Raw genomic sequence first — 19,238 nt, forward strand, 5'->3', positions numbered from 1 at the left:
CCTGTAAAGATTGGACCGTATTGCGACAGGCAGACAGCACTTCCGGCTGCCATGCAGGGACAAGTGCCGACAACTTCCCGTTTTCTGGATGCGCTGGAAACGAAATATACACAGAGTAAGTACCAGATGGCAGATGCGATTTCATTTGCATCTTACAGGAAGGAGGCGAATGACTAATGTATGAATCATTCTTTGGCATGGAACATACACCGTTTGTCCGGGATGTCCCTCCTGAAAAACTGTTCGAATCCAATGCTTTCCGGGAAACTCTCGGCCGTCTGGCTTATGTGGCGGACCGCCAGATGTTTGCTGTTGTAACAGCTGATTCAGGGTGTGGAAAGTCAACGCTTATCCGCCGGTTTTATTCGGAACTTCCAAAAGAGGATTACATCATCCTTTATCTGTCAGACTCAAAACTGACCCCAAGGTGGTTCTATAAAGGTCTGCTGGATCAGTTGGGGCTGGAATCCCGTTTCTACCGCGGTGATTCAAAGCGCCAACTGCAACAGGAGATCGAGGTAATCCGGGGCGTACAGCGTAAAAAGGTTGTCTGCATCCTGGATGAAGCCCACCTGTTAGAGAAGGAGACGCTGGAAGAATTCCGCTTTTTGCTCAATTACCGGTTTGATTCCATGAGTCCCATGGCTCTTGTTTTAGTTGGGCAGACAGAACTGTGGGAAAATAAACTAAAGCTACAGCGGTATGCCGCCATCCGGCAGCGCATTGACATGTACTGTACGCTGCCTCATCTTGACCGTTCTGAAACAGAACAATATATCGCAAGCCACATGGATTACTCCGGATGCGGGCAGGAAATATTTACAACCAAGGCATTGGATGAGATCCATAAGGCATCTGCAGGAATCCCACGGATGATCAACCGTGTCTGTGAAAAAGCTCTGATGTATGCGTTTCAAAATCAGAAACGATTGATCGATGATTATATGATCAAATTCGTTGTGGAACACGAGATGCTTGGGATGGTAACTTCATAAAGCAGGTACCGCCTGAAAACAGGCGGTATTGCCTAACTGACTGGTGACAGAAAGTTAAGCAAGTGAGCGTCAACTGATGTGAGCAATCTGGTGACAGCTCATGAAATCACTAACACATATATAAATAACCATTTCCTTGCCATTTCGGAGCTATAATTCCATGTTCAAATTGAATGATATTATTTTTGTTTTTCGTAATAAATTTTGTTAGATCAGTTTTTGCTTTGCTTGGTGTAACATATGAAGCAAAACCTAATAGAGTATTATCGTAAAAAACTCCAATCATTATTCCAGCACCAAGAAGAATATATTCTAAATAGTCTGTATCAGGTTTCACAAATGTCTCTCTAAGAAAAGAGGATTCTATCAGTGAATCTCTACACTGTACTATCGCATCTATTTGTTGAATATTTAATTGCTTAAAACATAAATTATAAGTATTCATATTACCCCCCCTCTGTTTGACAATCAAATTTATATTACAAGATAATTAGATATTATCCCTGGTTTAGAATGGACAGAGAGGGAGAAAAAGAGGCCGCTTAAATTAGGCGGCCCTCGGAGTTACATTGTAATATTAATATGCATTGAGTTACGTGGGTGTTTGGCAGTTAGAATGCTGTTTTGTTTGGAAGTAGACACATTTGTATATATTTCGGTTGTCTTTATAGAGCTGTGTCCCAGCATTCTCTGTATATACCGAATATCAACATCAGACTCTAATAACAGTGTCGCAAAGGAATGCCGGAACATATGTGGAGTTACGTGCATATCTATAGAGGCAAGTTTCAGATATTTGATGATCATGTTTCGGACAGATTCTTCAGAATATCTTTTGTGAAGACGGTTGATGAAGAACCACCCTGTTTTAGAAATATCTGTTTTAAAGGCTGTATAATATTCGGAAAGTATTTCTTTGACATCTTCATTACCAATTTGTAAAATACGTTCTTTTGAGCCCTTTCCGTTTATAATAATTCTGTATGTAGTAAAATCTATTTGGGAAAGAGTGAGTGAGCATAGTTCAGAAACACGTACCCCAGTTGCAAATAGTAATTCCATTACGGCTATATCACGAAGGATTGAATTGTATTTGTATGTTGTATGTGCAAGCCTTTTTTGTTTATACATAGTTCGGAGAAAGATTTCTATAACAGTGGTAGGCACTATTCGGGGCAGGACTTGTGGCTCCCGAAATTTCACATTGAGTTTCTCAAAAGGATTTTGAGATAATAAGTCTTCGTAAACAAGATAATGGAAAAATGCTTTCAAGGTAGCAATTTTCCTTTTGGCTGTTTTGGGTTTGTATTTTTGGTGTAACAGTGACAGGAATGAGTTCAATGTTGCTTTTTCTGCGAAATCCTCCTGCTGCAGCATAAATGTATGAAATTGTGATAAGTCTATACGGTATGCTTTAATGGTTTTTGAATTTAGCTTTTTTATTGTTTCACATGTTTTGAGATATTCAGATATAAAATTTGATAATTGATCCATAATAGGCACCCTCCTTTGTTTTTTTATTATGAGTGCCTATTTGAAAAATGTCGATTTTATTTTTACAATTGTAAATGAGGAAATACAGAATCTTGTTGATTATCAGGACAATCGATGAGTGAGCCTCTCGTGTGAATGATATTAGGATGAAAGTGGCAGAGATTATGCCACTGTCGTTTCTCTTTTCTTCAGATGCCTGTCAATGATCAGCAGAAAGGCTCCGGAAGAGATAACAGCGCTGACGGCATCTGAAAGTGGTTCCGCATAGAATGCCGCAGAAGCCTGGAAAAACAGCGGAAGGGTAATAGTTCCTGCAACATAAAGCAGCTTCCTTAATATGGAAAGGAAAAGAGCGGTTTTGGTCCGTTCCAGGGCAGTCAGTGCATCTACAAACACATACTGAAAGCTTAAAGGGATGATCATCATGGTAAATACTTTGATTCCCCAGACAGAAAAGTCCATGTATTCCTGACTGGAGGTGAAAAGGCGGACAAAGGTTCCCGGAATAAAACGGGAAAGGATAAACATGAATGTGGTAAACAGAAGCATCAGCTTCAGGTTTGTACGTACTGTTTTTTTGACCCGCTGAGTCTGACGGGCGCCGTAATTATAACTGATGATCGCCTGGGTTCCGCCGCTGATACCGATCATGGGAGAAGTGATCAGCAGCATATAGCTTTGTACAATGGTAGCGCAGGTGATCAGCATATCTCCCTGTTCCGGTCCGCCGTATTTCTGAAGAACTGTGTTCATGACAATCAGAAGAATGCTGTCTGTTGCCAGAATCAGAAACGGGGACATTCCAAGGTAAAGGATATTCAGCATCAGTTTTCTGCTGTAATTGCCAAAGGAAATGCGTACGTGGACTTTTTTGCTGAACAGAAAAAGCAGAGCAAAGGCACAGGATGCCATCTGAGAGATAACAGTGGCAATGGCTGCTCCGGCTACATCCATATGGAACAAAAAGATAAAAACAGGGTCAAGGATGATGTTGGAAACTGCGCCAATAAGCACAGTCATCATTCCGGCAACAGGGAATCCCTGACAGTTGATAAAATAATTCAGACCGGCTGCCATCAATGCAAAAAAGGTTCCGGCAGTATAAATGGTCGTATAAGTATCTGCATATGGGAAAGTGATCTCACTGGCCCCGAACCAGATCAGAAGATGATCTTTCATAAAAAGAAAGCCGGCTGTCAGTATAACGGAAAATCCGCACAGCATCAAAAAAGAGTTTGACAGAATCTGTCTGGCCTTCGGAAGATTGCCCTCGCCCATTCGGATCCCAAGAAGAATGGAACCGCCTAATCCCACAAGAGTTCCGAAGGATGACAGAAGAGTCACAATGGGACCGCACACGCCCACTCCTGCCAGCGCCAGGGCGCCGGTACCCGGGATATGGCCGATGTACATGCGGTCAATAATACTGTACAGAACATTGACAAACTGGGCGATCATTGCCGGAATGGCAAGACGCAGCACCAGTGAAGATACAGGATCTTTTCCAAGATCTGCTGAAGTTTTCATAATTTATTTCCCCCGCCCGAAAAGTGTGCAGAAAACCTGCACCGTCCACTACTATAACAGAAGTATCGGGGCAATTCAATAAAAAGAAAACGTTTCGTCTGGAAGATAAGAAAAAGAAATGGAAGATAAAAAAGATACCACAATATTGAGAATTTTAAGAAATTTGAGAGGGATATATAAATTTTATTTTAGGTATATAAATTTCCGGTATTTTCCGGATTTACAAGGGGCAGTACTTGTGATAAAACGAAAAATAATGTGATAATAGGCTGAAACTGTTTTCGCAGTGCAATATTTTATGAAATCAGAAGCAGGAAAAGGATTAGAAGGAGTAAAAATGGAAACAAACGAAAAAAGAAATGTTCCCGATGATGATGTGATTGATTTAAGGGAAATATTTTTTGCAATTAAGAGAAAGATTTTTCTTATTATTGCAGTAGGATTGCTGGGTGGCTGTCTGTATGGCGCATATACGGCTTTTTTAATAGATCCTGTATATACTTCCACAGCCAGTATCCTGGTCTTGTCCAAGGAGACAACTCTTACGTCTATTGCGGATCTGCAGCTGGGGTCACAGCTTGCAGCAGATTATCAGGTACTGATCAAAAGTACAAGTGTAATGGAGGATGTTATTGATGCGCTTGACCTGGAGATGACACCGGAGGCTCTCAGAGCGAGTATTACGATCAATAACCCTGTAGATACAAGAATTCTGGAAGTTTCTGTAGTAAATACGGACGGAGAACTTGCGAAAAAGATCACAGATAAGGTTGTGGAGGTTTCTTCCGAATATATTGGAGATAAAATGGAAGTTGTTCCGCCTAAGATCATCGAAAAAGGAAAGATTCCCACAGTGCAGACCTCTCCAAGCATGACCAAAAATATTCTGATCGGATTTCTTGCAGGCATTGTTCTCTGTGGAGGAATCATCTGTGTACTTACAGTTATGGATGATACCATTAAGTCTGAGGATGATGTGGAAAAGTATCTGGGTGTTCCGGTTTTGGCTTCTGTTCCGGATAGAAAGGACTATATTAACAAGAACAGAAGAAAAAAGTAATACCCTGAGTGAAAGGAGATACCGGAATAATGAAAAGAGTTTCAATGCAGGATGTCCGTAAAACGGATTATTATTATGAAGAGGCAATTAAAACACTGCTGACAAATATAAAATTTGCCGGCAAGGATGTAAAGACGATCTTACTTACAAGCTGTTACCCTAACGAAGGGAAAAGCGATATTACATTTTCTCTGGCAAGAGAAATGGCAGCGTCAGGAAAAAGGGTTCTTCTCCTGGATACAGATATGAGAAAGTCTACTTATGCTCTCAGGTTTCGCGTGGCAGAGAGTGTTTCAGGTTTATCTCAGTTTTTAAGCGGACAGATAGGAATTGCGGATTTATTATATTCAACTAATTATGAGAATCTGGATATTATTTTTGCAGGTCCTTCGGTTCCCAATCCGTCAGCTCTTCTTGGGGAGGGGATTTTTTCCACTCTTATGAAAAAACTGAGAGAGCATTACGATTATATTTTTGTTGATACACCGCCTCTTGGCACAATTATTGATGCCGCCATAGTTGCTCAGAAATGCGACGGAGCAGTTCTGGTTGTGGAAAGCGAAGCAGTCAGCCATAAAGTAGCTAAAAAAGTACTTGTCCAGATAGAAAAAAGCGGCTGCAGGACGCTCGGAGCAGTTCTCAACAAGGTTGATATGAAAAAAGACAAGTATTATTCTCGTTATAGTGGAAAGTATGCCGCCTATTATGAAAAAATGAAAGAGGATCAGAACAAAAATTGAGAAGATATGGTAAGCTTATAAATGTATGTCTGGCTCTGTTATGTATAGTGCTTGTGCTGATTCTGGGAGGGCTTGTTGTATGGAACAGAAACCAGACAAGGGAAGATAAACAAAGGCTGGAGAAGCTGGCGGACGAAACAAGAGCAGAGGACAGGGAAGATTTACAGAAATTAGATAAAAAACAGGAAGAAACGGCAAAAGAACTTCAGCAGAAGGCGGCTCAGGAAGCGGAGGTCACAGCGACCCCTGCGCCGACTCTTTCTCCTGTGCCTTCGGAACCTGTAAAGGAAAAAACAGCAGGGATATCCTGTTGGGGAGACGATCTGCTGACTGCAGAGGATACACAGCAGTATTCCTATATGACAGTTCTTCAGAAACTTCTTCAGGAAAACGGTTATAATATTCCAGTAGTCAATAAGACTCTTCAGGGCGGAGGTACTCTGTCTATGATGAAGAGAGCCGGGGTTGATGATCAGATCATTCAGAATTTTATTTCTGAGCATCAGAAAGCAGCCAATGGCGCGCAGCTTTATGTTACAGAAACAGGAATCCGTGATTTTACGGAAGAAGACCTTACCCGTGACGATCTGGACTATATCCCTGTTATATTTATGGGATATTATGGCGGCTGGAATCATGATCCGGCTGAGCTTGCGCAGCAGCAGGAGCATATTCTGAAAACATTTTCCAACCAGGAGCAGTTTATTATAGTTGGAACCCGGCCGTTGGACGGTTCCGTGGATTCAGCTGCTCTGGACGCGGCGTTAAGTGAAAAATGGAAAGAACATTACATAAGTCTTGCTGCTGTCACCTCTTCGCCTTCTTCCACATATGAAGCGCAGGCGGCAATGGCCCGGGCGGTTTATGAGAAGATGGTGGAACTGAATTACATCAGCAAATAAAACAGAAAGTGTACAAGGATGCTGACAAAAAAAAGAAGTCGATATCGAAAAAAGAAAGCCGCATATATTCTGACAGGATGCGCAGTGCTGATCGTGGCGGCAGTCTTCGGGGCAGGAATATGGAAAAAGCAGACAGCGTCTCCGCATCTGAAAAAATCCGAAAATTCTGTATCCATGGATCAGCAGGAAGACGGCATTACATATAAGGGAAAAACTTATACTTATAACGACCATCTGAGCAATTTCCTTTTTATGGGAATTGACACCAGAGGTGAGGTGGAAAACCAGGAAACAGATAATACCGGACAGGCGGATGCGATCTTTCTGGTGTCCATGGACCGGGTGACAGAACAGATTCATGTGATTTCCATTCCCCGTGATACCATAACAGAGATAGAAGTGTTTACTGTTGGAGGAAAAAGTCTTGGCAAAATGGAAAACCATATCAATCTCCAGTTTGCCCAGGGCGATGGAAAAAGAGAAATCTGTGAACTGATGGAGGATGCGGTTTCTGACCTGTTTGGCGGAATTCATATTCAGAGTTACTGCGCGGTTAATATGGACGCAATTCCTGTAATGACAGAAATTGCCGGTAACGTGGAGGTTACGGTTCCGGATAACAGCCTGGCAGAAGTGAATCCTGAATTTACAGAAGGCGCAGAGGTTGTTCTCACAAAGGATAATGTAGAACAGTTTGTGCGCTATCGTGATATTGACCAGACTCAGAGCGCTCTGGTGCGTCAGAACAGACAAAAAAGTTTTTTGCAGGCATATATGAAAAAAGCCCAGGAAGAGTATCAGAAAGATGCCTCATTTGTTGCAAGGCTTTACGACAGCCTCAGAAGTTATATGGTCACAAACATGGGAAATGACATTTTTGTAAAGTTTCTGACAGCTACTGAAAAAAATCCTCCGGTGACGCATACAGTACCGGGCGAAGGGGTTCAGGGTGATTACTATGATGAATTTCATGTGGATCAGGACGGACTTCAGGATTTAATATATTCTGTTTTTTACAAAGAAGATAAATAGCAGACATGCCATTATCTATAAAAATTTATATTAAAAGGAGAGACGACAATGAAAAAAACAAACAAAATTTTAGCCGGAATTTTAGGCGCAGTTGTACTGATGAGCCCTGCAACCACATGGGCGGGTCCTAGTATTACAGACAAGGTAGTAGTTGTAGAAGACAGTGTTGGTAAATATATCGTAACAGATAAAATTGAAGAAGATGAAGTATTTACCACTCTGGAAACTGAAGATAAGGAAATGGCAGACCTGATCAAAGAGGTAAATGAAGGAACAAAGGATATGAAGGCTTTTACTGAAAAGTTATCTGCCGTACTGGAAACAGTAACTGATGAGGAAGCAAAAGCAGCACTTGAAAAAACAATTAAAGAAATCGAAGAAAAGAATCTTGATTTCTTAACAGGCTTTATGGCCCTGGAAGCAGAAGAAGGCGTAACTGTAGAGAAGAATGCCAACGGCAAATATGATGTTACTATTCAGATCCCGATTCTGAAAGATACTCTGAAAGATGTTAATATTTTATATTATAATAAAGAGTTAAAGATTTGGGAAATCATTGAGCCTGCAGCTGTTGATTTCGAAAAACAGACAATTGAGTTTGAAGTGGAAGACTTTTCTCTGTTAGCTGTTCTTGCTAATGTTGAGGAAGCAGAATAATCAGGGACTGAAATTTTAGTCCTGGAATATTAAAATAAGAATCTCCCCGGAAATCAGATGCTTTGCATGACTGGTACGCTGTGGGAGATTCTTTTTGAACTGGAAAAATGCACAAAAATGAAAATCGTTTTTTGGATAATATTCTGATTTTACGTTTCCATTAAAATTGTACTTGTAACCAGCCGTAAAATATGATATTATACCGTTCAAAGAAAAGGGAGTAGCGGCCATCGGATGAAAATAAAATGGTTTTCAGATGAGGTACATATTTGCGTCAGTACGGTATCAGTAAAAGATATCCGCGATATGAAGTAAGCAGCAAGACTTTTGTTTTGAGGCAGAATGAATCTGTCCGGAATGAAAGTCTTTTTCTTTTCTTTCAATAAACCGCCCGGGGACATATGATTGAAATTTCAGTTTAAGGTATACCTGTATGTTCATCAGATTGGGCAGTAAGGAGGACACAGATGGAGGAATTTAACAACATGAAAAAGAAATGGTCTCCTAAAAGACCAAAGACCGGAAAGCATGCCAAAAAGGTTGTGGCAATCGTGGCCGGGGTTGCTGTTGTGGGTCTGTTTGCCACAGACTGTACCTATCAGATCCAGGAGCAGGAGCAGGCGGTTTTGTCAACCTTTGGTGTGCCGAAAGCAGTGACAGAAACAGGACTTCATTTTAAACTGCCTCTGATCCAGCAGGTACATAAGGTAAACACTACCATACAGGGATTTCCTATTGGATATGATCAGGACTCCAATGACGTGGTGGCAGATGAAGGGATTATGATCACGTCAGATTATAACTTTATCGACGTGGATTTTTTTGTGGAATACAGGATCACAGAACCGGTTAAATATCTTTACACGTCTCAGCAGCCGGAAGAAATTCTGAAAAGTATTGCCCAGAGCTGTATCCGTACGGTGATTGCCAGCTATACGGTAGACGATGTGCTGACTACGGGAAAAAGTGAGATACAGGCAAAGATCAAAGAAATGATCATGGAAAAAATGGAGGTTCAGGATGTGGGAATCCAGCTTGTGAACATTACGATCCAGGATGCGGAGCCGCCTACACAGGAGATCATGAAAGCCTTTAAGGCTGTGGAAACAGCAAAGCAGGGCAAAGAAACTGCCGTTAATAACGCCAATAAATACAGAAATGAAAAGCTTCCCGAGGCAGAGGCTCAGGCAGACCAGATCATTCAGGATGCAGAGGCTCAGAAGCAGGTCAGAATTAATGAGGCAGAAGCTGAAGTGGCAAGATTTAACGCCATGTATGAGGAATATGTAAAAAATCCTACAGTGACAAAGCTTCGCATGTTTTATGAGACCATGGAAGATGTACTTCCGGATATGAAGATCGTCATTGACAATGGAGACGGAACCCAGAAAGTTCTTCCGCTTGATTCTTTTACAGGGGAAAGCGATGGTGAAGAAGCAGCGGAAACACAGCAGCCGGAAACCGGAGCTGAGCCGGAAAATGCTCAGAGTCAGACCACAGACGCTGCAGTACAGGGAGGTGAATGATCATGAAACGTAAAAAAGTTCTTGCTGTGGCTGCAGGGGTTGTAGTTGTATTTGCAGCTCTTACATCAGTTACAGTGACAAAACAGAATGAATATAAGCTGATCCGCCAGTTCGGAAAGGTACAGAGAGTGATTGATAAGCCGGGGATCAGTCTTCGCGTACCATTAATGGAAACAACGGCAACATTGCCAAAACAGACCCTTCTCTATGATCTTGCGCCTTCAGATGTTATCACAAGGGACAAAAAGACTATGATTACAGACAGTTATGTGATCTGGAGAATTTCAGATCCTCTGAAATTTGCCAGAACGCTGAATTCTTCAATAGAAAACGGGGAAAGCCGTATTAATACAGCAGTATATAACGCGACAAAAAATGCCATCAGCAGTATGTCCCAGGACGAGGTGATCACCAGCCGGGACGGAGAACTGGCTGATATGGTAATGGGATCTGTAGATGACAATATGGAGCAGTACGGAATAGAGGTAATGCTTTTTGATACCAAGCAGCTGGATCTGCCGGATGACAATAAGGAAGCTGTTTATGAGAGAATGATCTCAGAAAGAGATAATATAGCGGCTACTTATAAGGCTGAAGGAAGCTCAGAGGCCAAGGTGATCCGCAATACTACGGACAAAGAGGTTGCCATTCAGATTTCAGAAGCCAAGAAGCAGGCGGAAATCCTGGAAGCCCAGGGTGAGCAGGAATATATGAAGATCCTTGCCGGCGCTTATGGCGAAGAAGGAAGAAGTGATTTTTATTCCTTTGTACGCAGCCTGGATGCTCTGAAAAACTCTATGAAGGGCGAGGACAAAACAGTGATCCTTTCTCCGGATTCCCCGATCGCACAGATTTTCCAGGGGAATACAGGAACCGTGCAGTAATTGATCGTGTGTGATTTACGGAAGAGTTTATAAAAGACAGAAGTTTGTGTATTTTTGGAAAAATAAATAACTGAAGTTTTATGGAGACACAGCAGACACCGGAACATGGAAATGGGAAGGTGGCTGCTGTGTTATTGTTTACATTGTGGGGGATTTTACCTGTGAATATTTATCCGGCTGTGGCAGATATCATTTTGCAGATATGATTTTGGAAAAAAATAAAAAAAGTACTTGCAATCTTTATACATTGATGCTAAACTATAATGCGAACGCGCTATGAGTGCGTCCATAACTGCAGATTCAAGCCTAAATTACGAGAGGAGGATTTCCAGTGAAAGTAAGATCATCTGTAAAGCCGATCTGCGAGAAATGCAAGATCATTAAAAGAAAAGGATCTATCAGAGTTATCTGTGAAAATCCAAAACACAAACAGCGCCAGGGTTAATGACGGCAGTTTGTGAAACGTGCGGCTGCAGTTTGATACACCCGGAAGGGTTGTTCGGACTGTTTGTATAATTGATTTATCAAAGCATGTATTGCCTAATACCGAGAGGCAACAGCAGCATTTAGCTGCAATTTCGGAAAGGCTGTCTTACGCCAAAGACGGCTGGGTGTTTTACCGAGGCACCCCAATTAGGAAACTAAAAACAGAAAGCAGACTTTCAGGTATGCCCCATTTCACCTTGCCATCCGGTAAGTGGTATACGACAGAAGCGCTTTCAAAAAAGAAGATGGAGGAAACAGTACATGGCTCGTATAGCTGGTGTAGACTTACCAAGAGAAAAACGTATTGAAATCGGCCTTACCTATATTTATGGTATCGGCAGACCGAGCGCAGACAAAATTCTTGCGCAGGCAAATGTAAATCCTGACACACGTGTCAGAGATCTGACAGATGAAGAAGTAAAGAGAATCAGCGCTGTCATTGATGAGACAATGATGGTAGAAGGTGATCTTCGTCGTGAAATCGCTCTTAATATCAAGAGACTGCAGGAAATCGGATGCTACAGAGGAATCCGTCATCGTAAAGGACTTCCGGTTCGTGGTCAGAAGACTAAGACAAATGCAAGAACCCGCAAAGGTCCGAAGAGAACAGTAGCAAACAAGAAGAAATAATAAGTAGAATAATTGATAAAAGTAACTTAAGAATATTACATTCAAGGAAAGCGTAGGTTAGTTTTAAAATGGCAAAAGCAACCAAAAGAACGACAACAAAACGTCGTGTCAAGAAAAACGTTGAACATGGACAGGCACATATTCAGTCTTCTTTCAACAATACAATTGTTACACTGACTGACAACGAAGGAAACGCTCTTTCATGGGCAAGTGCCGGCGGTCTGGGATTTAGAGGTTCAAGGAAATCTACTCCTTATGCAGCACAGATGGCAGCAGAGACTGCAACAAAAGCTGCTTTAATCCATGGATTAAAAACTGTTGATGTTATGGTAAAAGGACCGGGTTCAGGACGTGAAGCTGCAATCCGTGCACTTCAGGCATGCGGTCTTGAAGTAACAAGTATCCGTGACGTAACACCGGTTCCGCACAACGGATGCCGTCCACCAAAACGCAGAAGAGTCTAATTGAGGAGGTAGCTTGAAATGGCAGTAAACAGAGTGCCCGTTCTGAAAAGATGCAGATCTCTTGGTCTGGATCCAATCTATTTAGGAATTGATAAAAAATCTACAAGACAGTTAAAACGTGCAAACAGAAAGATCTCTGAGTACGGTTTACAGTTAAGAGAAAAACAGAAAGCAAAATTCATTTACGGAGTTCTTGAGAAACCTTTCCGTAACTACTACAAAAAAGCCGACAGAATGCCGGGCCAGACAGGTGAGAACCTGATGGTTATGCTTGAGACAAGACTTGACAACGTAATCTTCCGTATGGGATTTGCAAGAACAAGACGTGAGGCTCGTCAGATCGTTGACCACAAGCACGTACTTGTAAACGGCAAATGTGTAAACATTCCGTCTTACCTTGTAAAAGCCGGAGATACTGTTGAGATCAAAGAAAAATGCAAAGGTTCCGAAAGATACAAAGGAATCCTGGAAGTAACAGGCGGAAGACTTGTTCCGGAGTGGCTTGATGTAAATCAGGATGCTCTTTCCGGAACTGTAAAAGAACTTCCGAACAGAGAAGTAATTGATGTACCTGTAGACGAGATGCTTATCGTCGAGCTGTACTCTAAGTAAAGCATAGAGGTTAAGGTGCAACTGAGCTTTTATGCGGTCCCCAAACGAAGCTTAGGCGGAGTTTGGGGATACTATATTAAAAGTATGACGCAGCTTTCCAGAAGGAGGGAGCCTTATAGTGTTTGATTTTAATAAACCAAAAATCGAAATTACCGAAATATCCGAAGATAAGAAATTTGGCAGATTCGTAGTGGAACCGCTGGAAAGAGGTTATGGTACTACTCTTGGCAATTCGCTCAGAAGAATTATGCTGTCTTCCCTCCCGGGAGCAGCTGTAAGCCAGGTGAAAATTGATGGCGTACTGCATGAATTCAGTTCTATTCCGGGTGTGAAAGAAGACGTTTCAGAGATCATTATGAATCTGAAGAGTCTTGCAATTAAAAATAACAGCTCTGATAACGAGCCAAAAACCGCATACATTGAGTGTGAAGGAAAAGGCGTTGTAACAGCAGCTGATATTCAGACAGACCAGGATCTTGAGATCATGAATCCGGATCAGGTCATCGCCACACTGAATGGTGGTAAGGACTGCAGACTTGCAATGGAGCTTACCATTACAAGAGGACGTGGATATGTAAGCGCTGATAAAGGCAAAACTGATGATATGCCTATCGGTGTGATTGCGGTAGATGCAATTTACACACCGGTTGACAGAGTAAACATGGTTGTGGAAAACACCCGTGTAGGTCAGGTGACAGATTATGACAAACTGACTCTGGATGTGTTCACAAACGGTACTCTTGATCCGGATGAGGCTGTCAGCCTTGCAGCAAAAGTATTAAGTGAGCATTTAAGCCTGTTCATTGATCTTTCTGAGAATGCAAAAACCGCTGAGGTTATGATCGAGAAAGAGGACAATGAGAAGGAAAAAGTTCTGGAAATGAGCATTGATGAGCTTGAGCTTTCTGTTCGTTCCTATAACTGCCTGAAACGGGCTGGAATCAATACTGTAGAAGAGCTGTGCAACAGAACATCTGAGGATATGATGAAGGTTCGTAACCTTGGCCGCAAGTCACTGGAAGAGGTACTTGCAAAGCTGAAGGAACTGGGCCTGCAGCTTCAGCCTACAGAGGAATAGAATACACTCATTTTATTAATATTACCGCGGGGAGCCAAAGCATCAGGGCAGTAAGACCGAACAAGCATGTCCCGGTGTCCCGCAGATGGAGGAAAATAACATGGCAAAATATAGAAAATTAAGCAGAACATCTGATCAGAGAAAAGCTCTGTTAAGAAACCAGGTAACAAATCTTCTGTATCACGGAAAGATCGTTACAACTGAAGCAAAAGCAAAAGAGATCCGCAAGATCGCAGAAGGTCTTATTGCTATGGCTGTTCGCGAGAAAGACAACTTTGAGACAGTTACTGTAACTGCAAAGGTTGCCCGCAAAGACGCTGAAGGCAAGAGAGTAAAAGAAGTTGTAGACGGTAAGAAGAAAACCGTATACGATGAAGTTCAGAAAGAGATCACAAAAGATGCTCCTTCCAGACTTCACGCTCGTCGTCAGATGGCAAAAGTTTTCTATCCTGTAAAAGAAGTACCGGCTAAAGGTGCTGGCAGAAAGAAAAACACAAAAGACATCGACATGGTTAAGAAAATGTTCGATGAGATCGCTCCAAAATACGTTGGACGTAACGGCGGTTACACAAGAATCGTTAAGATCGGACCACGTAAGGGCGATGCTGCAATGGAAGTACTTATTGAGTTAGTATAATTCAGTATCTCAAAGGGGATATCTGCTCAGGCAGGTATCTCCTTTTTTTACCAGAAAGCTCAGTACGTAACGTACTGCTTTTCTGGTAGATAAAAATATACTGCACAGATACTTTATCCCGCATATTTCAGGATTTTGTCATATACATGCCAAAACACCTGGCGGGACAGCGACCTGTGAACATCTGCGAACAAAGTTTCTGTTGATAAATGGATGGAAGTATCGTACAATCATAAGCACAGAAACCTGACCGGACAGAAGCTTCTGTAAGATTTACGACAAAACTGAGAATTTTTCAGACGGATCCCTCGTGGATATACAGTCGGAAAATGCTGTATGGGATTTGCAGGATTCATCAGGAGATTTTCAGAAAAAGCCGGGACATCAGATAAAAAACTGAGTATGTAAACCAGTTTTGTGTGTATAGATCCGGATACAGGGGACATGATAAGAAAAAATACAGAGGATACCAGATACATGAATATAAGAAGAATTGCAGCAGTATGGGCGGCAAAAGCTGCCGGTTTTATCTGCAAAAAAATGGGAAGACAGGGCGTTACCTGGGCCGGAAAGATTGCACTGAAGATCTATCCGCCTGTTCTGAGAGAGCTGGCATCAGAGGTGCGAAGGGATATTTTTGTGGTCTGCGGTACAAACGGAAAAACGACTACCAACAATATGCTTTGCGCAGCTTTGGAAGCAGAGGGCCAGAAAGTAATCTGTAACCATACAGGATCCAATATGCTGAACGGAGTTGTGGCAGCTTTTGTTCTGGGCGCAAAGCTCAACGGCCATATGGATGCAGACTATGCCTGTATTGAGGCAGATGAAGCTTCCACAAAGTATATTTTTCCGGAGATCAGGCCGGATTATATGGTAATGACAAATCTTTTCCGGGATCAGCTGGACCGGTATGGAGAAATCGATATTACCATGAACATTCTGGAAACTATGATAAAAACAGTTCCGGACATGAAGGTAATCGTCAATGGAGACGATGCACTTTCCGCATATCTTGCCATGGACAGCGGTAATCCATGTGTATTTTACGGAATCAGCCAGCCCGTTATGAAAAATGATACCAATGAGATACGTGAGGGCCGTTTCTGTAAAAAATGCGGAGAAAAGCTTCAGTACAGTTTTTACCATTACAGTCAGCTTGGCGATTATGCCTGCCCGAAATGCGGCTTTAAAAGACCGGAACCTGACTTTGACGCAGAGGATGTACAGGTGGGAGACCGGCTTTCCTTCCGGGTGGAAAACAGGCTTATTTCAGCTAATTACAAAGGCTTTTATAATGTATACAATATTCTGGCGGCCTATGCAGGCGTGCGTACGGCAGGCTTTTCGGCAGAGCATTTTAAAGATATGCTGAAAAAATTCAATCCGGAAAACGGCCGTATGGAACAGTTCCGTATTCAGGGAACAGGAGTGACCCTGAACCTTGCCAAGAATCCGGCAGGCTTTAACCAGAATATTTCTGCTGTCATGCAGGATACGGCGCCAAAGGATGTGATCATTGCCATTAACGACAATGCTCAGGACGGAATTGATATTTCCTGGCTGTGGGATGTGGATTTTGACCTTTTCGGAGGAGAAAGTATCAGGAGCATTACAGTCAGCGGGATCCGCTGTCAGGATATGCGTCTGCGTCTGAAATATGTGGATATTCCCTCTGTACTGGAGCCGGATGTGGAAAAAGCCATCAGAGACAGAGTTAAGGACGGCACAGGAAATCTCTATGTACTTGTAAACTATACGGCACTTTTTGCCACCAGAAATATACTGAAAAAACTGGAGGGAGAGCAGAAATGAAACTGACTATTGGACATTTATATCCGGATCTGCTGAATCTCTATGGTGACAGGGGAAATATCCAGTGTCTTATGAAACGGTGTCAGTGGAGAGGGATCGAGTCAGAGACAATTTCCTTTGAGCTGAATGATACCATTGATTTTTCCGGATTGGATATCGTGCTTCTGGGCGGAGGTTCAGACAGGGAGCAGATGCTGGTCTGTGAAAAGCTCAGAGAGCTTCAGGGAGCTTTTAAGGCGTATGTGGAAAACAACGGAGTTGTGATCGCTATCTGCGGAGGCTATCAGCTTCTGGGAAATTATTATAAAACAGACCAGGGAATGATCAAAGGGCTTGAGCTTGTGGACATGCACACAGAACAGCAGGAGGGACGGCTGATCAGTAATATTGTTCTCAAAAGCGACTTATTTGACATGCCGGTGGTTGGCTTTGAAAACCATGGAGGAAGAACCTTTATCGGAAATAATCAACCTCTTGGAAAGGTTCTTTATGGATCAGGAAATGACGGACAGACAGGATATGAGGGCGTAGTCTACAAAAATGTGATCGGAACCTATCTTCACGGACCTCTTCTTCCCAAGAATCCTCAGCTTGCAGACTGGCTGATCACCCAGGCCCTCAGACGGAAATACGGAGAGAGTCTGCAGCTGGAACCGCTGGATGACACCCAGGAAAAGGAAGCAAATGATTATATTTACAAAAGGTTTGTGAAATAACACTTGCAATCAAAAAAAACTGACGTTATAATGAAGCCGTGGAGCGGTACAGAATCCGTTTCATAAGATTCAGAAACAGACTTGAAAGGAGTAACAATTATGCAGAAGTATGTATGCGAGCCATGTGGATATGTATATGACCCGGAAATCGGCGATCCGGACAGCGGAATCGAGCCGGGCACAGCATTTGAAGATATTCCGGAGGATTGGGTTTGCCCGATCTGCGGAGTAGGCAAGGATGAATTTGTACCGGAAGACTAAGTAACCGGACGGAAGGGTGCCGAAAGCAGGCTGCTTTTGACACCTTTCTTTTTATACATGGATGTTTCAGCAGAAAAGCGTAAGACTTTTGCAGAAGAATATAAGGAATTCTGAACAGAAAGGAAGCCAGCATGAAGAAAAAGACAGCAGTTATTTTTATAGGATTTTTTATGACTTTGGGAGCTCTGTCAGGATGCGGCGGAAATGATGCCACAGAAGCTGCCAGCGAGAGTGCCCAGACAGAGGATGAGGGAACCGGAGAAGACGAGGAAATGCAGGAAGCCCGGGAGGAAGAACAGGAGCAGAAAGAGAAGGAAGAAAAGAAAGCCGAAAAGGAAGCGGAGAAGGCTTCAAAAGAAGATAAAAAAGAAACTGAGAAGAAATCCGAAGCAGAGGATTCCGAAAATAAAAAAGAGGCTCAGGAGGAAACTGAGACAGAAAGTGTGAAGATCGCGGTTCTTCTTCCTGATCAGGAAGAATGGTCAGATGATGCTCAGGTGCTTGAGGCAAATCTGAAAGAGGACGGATACGAGCCTTTACTGGCCTATGCTGAGGGAGACGCTTCCAGACAGGTATCTCAGATACAGGAAATGCTGGAACAGCAGGTAGCTGCTTTTATTATCACTCCGGTAGACGCTTATGGACTGACGGATGTGCTGGCAGAAGTAAAAGAGGCAGAGATCCCGGTATTTTCCTATGATGATCTTATTATGGATACCAATGCGGTGAAATATTATACGACCTTCGGAGGCCGTCAGGCAGGACAGATGATCGCAGAAGAGATCATTAAAAAGGAAAACCTGAAAGAAGTGCAGGAAGAAAAGGAAACCAGAACCATTGAATTTCTGATGGGTTCTCCGGACGATACAGAAGCTTTGTTCCTGTATAATGGAGTTATGGAAGGACTGCAGCCTTATCTGGATGACGGAACCCTGGTGTGCACTTCCGGTAAGATCAGCTTTGACGATACCGGAATCATCAGGTGGAGCAGAGAGCTTGCCGGTACACGGATGAGCCAGCTCCTTGAGGATTCTTATGAAGACGGAGCTGTTCCGGATATTATCTGTACAGGGTTTGATGATGCCGCTCTGGGGGCTGAAGAGACTCTGGAGACAGCGGGAATTGTTCCCGGAAGTGAGCAGTGGCCTTTGATCACAGGAGTGGGATGTAAGGAGGAAGCAGTGAGATCCGTGGCATCCGGAAAAATCGGTTTCAGTCTCTTTATGGATTACAGAGATCTGGCAGATAACTGCGAGCAGATGGTTCACGTTTACCTGACAGGAGAGGAGGATCCGGAGGTAAACGATTACGAACAGTATGACAATGGTGTAAAGATCATCGGAACGTACCTCTGTGAGCCGCAGGTAATAGACGGCGATAATTATGAGCTTCTGATCGACAACGGTTATTATGAGGAAGAAGAGATAGCTCCGGAGGCTGAGGAAACCGTAACACCAGTCCCGGAGGAAAGCGTTACTCCTTCTCCGAAAGAAGACGAAGCGACTCCACAGGAAAGTGCAGCTTCCGATTGGGAAGAAGACAAAGAAGCAGTAAAACAGTCTTCAGGGGAAAAAGAGGATTCTGATTTAAAAAAGGAAAAAGAGTCTGACAAGGATGAAAAGAAAGCGTCGGAAAAAGTAACCTTAAAGAAAAGTAAATCCGCTTCTGACGATAAATAAGAAAATAAAACAGCCCGGAGCTTTACCGTAAATATATGGCAAA

At 42.7% G+C, this 19,238-nt stretch carries 21 protein-coding genes; 18 read left to right on the forward strand and 3 right to left on the reverse strand.

The features are described 5' to 3' along the window. Window positions 1-176 precede the first annotated feature (176 nt). The gene (locus NSA57_RS00005) at window positions 177-995 is read left to right on the forward strand and encodes an ExeA family protein (RefSeq protein WP_028087973.1); all 819 of its coding nucleotides are present in this window, start codon (window positions 177-179) and stop codon (window positions 993-995) included. Between the two features lie 109 nt (window positions 996-1,104). Here the strand turns inward: NSA57_RS00005 and NSA57_RS00010 are convergent, their stop codons facing one another. From NSA57_RS00010 to NSA57_RS00020, 3 genes are all read right to left on the reverse strand, one after another. Beyond that, a complete protein-coding gene (locus tag NSA57_RS00010) occupies window positions 1,105-1,440 on the reverse strand; it encodes a hypothetical protein (RefSeq protein ID WP_257463637.1) in 336 nt (111 codons plus the stop codon). Between the two features lie 119 nt (window positions 1,441-1,559). Next, complete coding sequence (locus NSA57_RS00015) at window positions 1,560-2,489, reverse strand: tyrosine-type recombinase/integrase (RefSeq protein WP_257463638.1); 930 nt, start codon at window positions 2,487-2,489, stop codon at window positions 1,560-1,562. Between the two features lie 162 nt (window positions 2,490-2,651). Further along, window positions 2,652-4,016, reverse strand: coding sequence for an MATE family efflux transporter (locus NSA57_RS00020; RefSeq protein ID WP_257463639.1), 1,365 nt, complete (start codon window positions 4,014-4,016; stop codon window positions 2,652-2,654). Between the two features lie 337 nt (window positions 4,017-4,353). Here NSA57_RS00020 and NSA57_RS00025 point away from each other — a divergent pair, with 337 nt between their 5' ends. From NSA57_RS00025 to NSA57_RS00105, 17 genes are all read left to right on the forward strand, one after another. After that, on the forward strand, window positions 4,354-5,076 hold the full coding sequence (locus NSA57_RS00025; protein ID WP_147598249.1) for a YveK family protein: 723 nt from the start codon (window positions 4,354-4,356) through the stop codon (window positions 5,074-5,076). A 29-nt stretch (window positions 5,077-5,105) separates the two neighbouring features. Then, complete coding sequence (locus tag NSA57_RS00030; protein ID WP_257463640.1) at window positions 5,106-5,816, forward strand: CpsD/CapB family tyrosine-protein kinase; 711 nt, start codon at window positions 5,106-5,108, stop codon at window positions 5,814-5,816. Beyond that, window positions 5,813-6,718, forward strand: coding sequence for a hypothetical protein (locus NSA57_RS00035; protein WP_257463641.1), 906 nt, complete (start codon window positions 5,813-5,815; stop codon window positions 6,716-6,718). Before NSA57_RS00030 ends, NSA57_RS00035 begins: the two co-directional genes overlap by 4 nt. An 18-nt stretch (window positions 6,719-6,736) precedes the next feature. Beyond that, window positions 6,737-7,750, forward strand: coding sequence for an LCP family protein (locus tag NSA57_RS00040; RefSeq protein WP_257463643.1), 1,014 nt, complete (start codon window positions 6,737-6,739; stop codon window positions 7,748-7,750). Window positions 7,751-7,798: 48 nt separating this feature from the next. Continuing rightward, window positions 7,799-8,407 (forward strand): hypothetical protein, encoded by a 609-nt coding sequence (locus NSA57_RS00045; protein WP_257463644.1) that lies wholly within the window; start codon window positions 7,799-7,801, stop codon window positions 8,405-8,407. A 467-nt stretch (window positions 8,408-8,874) separates the two neighbouring features. Continuing rightward, window positions 8,875-9,933 carry an FtsH protease activity modulator HflK gene (hflK, locus tag NSA57_RS00050; protein ID WP_257463645.1) on the forward strand — a complete coding sequence of 353 codons (1,059 nt, stop codon included), beginning with the start codon at window positions 8,875-8,877 and terminating at the stop codon, window positions 9,931-9,933. Between the two features lie 2 nt (window positions 9,934-9,935). Further along, a complete protein-coding gene (gene hflC / locus NSA57_RS00055) occupies window positions 9,936-10,817 on the forward strand; it encodes a protease modulator HflC (RefSeq protein ID WP_147597958.1) in 882 nt (293 codons plus the stop codon). A gap of 331 nt (window positions 10,818-11,148) precedes the next feature. Then, a complete protein-coding gene (gene rpmJ / locus NSA57_RS00060; RefSeq protein ID WP_003497809.1) occupies window positions 11,149-11,262 on the forward strand; it encodes a 50S ribosomal protein L36 in 114 nt (37 codons plus the stop codon). 302 nt (window positions 11,263-11,564) lie between these two features. Beyond that, window positions 11,565-11,933, forward strand: coding sequence for a 30S ribosomal protein S13 (gene rpsM / locus NSA57_RS00065; protein ID WP_022066622.1), 369 nt, complete (start codon window positions 11,565-11,567; stop codon window positions 11,931-11,933). 68 nt (window positions 11,934-12,001) lie between these two features. After that, window positions 12,002-12,397 (forward strand): 30S ribosomal protein S11, encoded by a 396-nt coding sequence (gene rpsK, locus NSA57_RS00070; RefSeq protein ID WP_173751979.1) that lies wholly within the window; start codon window positions 12,002-12,004, stop codon window positions 12,395-12,397. 18 nt (window positions 12,398-12,415) lie between these two features. Further along, window positions 12,416-13,009 carry a 30S ribosomal protein S4 gene (gene rpsD, locus NSA57_RS00075; RefSeq protein ID WP_173751980.1) on the forward strand — a complete coding sequence of 198 codons (594 nt, stop codon included), beginning with the start codon at window positions 12,416-12,418 and terminating at the stop codon, window positions 13,007-13,009. A 118-nt stretch (window positions 13,010-13,127) separates the two neighbouring features. Next, window positions 13,128-14,087 (forward strand): DNA-directed RNA polymerase subunit alpha, encoded by a 960-nt coding sequence (locus NSA57_RS00080; RefSeq protein WP_022066625.1) that lies wholly within the window; start codon window positions 13,128-13,130, stop codon window positions 14,085-14,087. Between the two features lie 100 nt (window positions 14,088-14,187). Continuing rightward, the gene (locus NSA57_RS00085) at window positions 14,188-14,724 is read left to right on the forward strand and encodes a bL17 family ribosomal protein (RefSeq protein WP_022066626.1); all 537 of its coding nucleotides are present in this window, start codon (window positions 14,188-14,190) and stop codon (window positions 14,722-14,724) included. 477 nt (window positions 14,725-15,201) lie between these two features. Next, window positions 15,202-16,539, forward strand: a complete 1,338-nt coding sequence (locus tag NSA57_RS00090) for a MurT ligase domain-containing protein (protein WP_257463646.1) — start codon at window positions 15,202-15,204, stop codon at window positions 16,537-16,539. Further along, window positions 16,536-17,255: a type 1 glutamine amidotransferase gene (locus NSA57_RS00095; RefSeq protein ID WP_257463647.1), complete on the forward strand. Its 720-nt coding sequence runs from the start codon at window positions 16,536-16,538 to the stop codon at window positions 17,253-17,255. Before NSA57_RS00090 ends, NSA57_RS00095 begins: the two co-directional genes overlap by 4 nt. 99 nt (window positions 17,256-17,354) lie before the next feature. After that, the gene (gene rd / locus NSA57_RS00100) at window positions 17,355-17,516 is read left to right on the forward strand and encodes a rubredoxin (RefSeq protein ID WP_022066629.1); all 162 of its coding nucleotides are present in this window, start codon (window positions 17,355-17,357) and stop codon (window positions 17,514-17,516) included. A 131-nt stretch (window positions 17,517-17,647) separates the two neighbouring features. Beyond that, window positions 17,648-19,195 carry a substrate-binding domain-containing protein gene (locus tag NSA57_RS00105; RefSeq protein ID WP_257463648.1) on the forward strand — a complete coding sequence of 516 codons (1,548 nt, stop codon included), beginning with the start codon at window positions 17,648-17,650 and terminating at the stop codon, window positions 19,193-19,195. Window positions 19,196-19,238 lie beyond the last annotated feature (43 nt).

The organism is Blautia caecimuris (genome assembly GCF_024622975.1).
Classification (GTDB): Bacteria; Bacillota; Clostridia; order Lachnospirales; family Lachnospiraceae; genus Blautia_A; species Blautia_A caecimuris.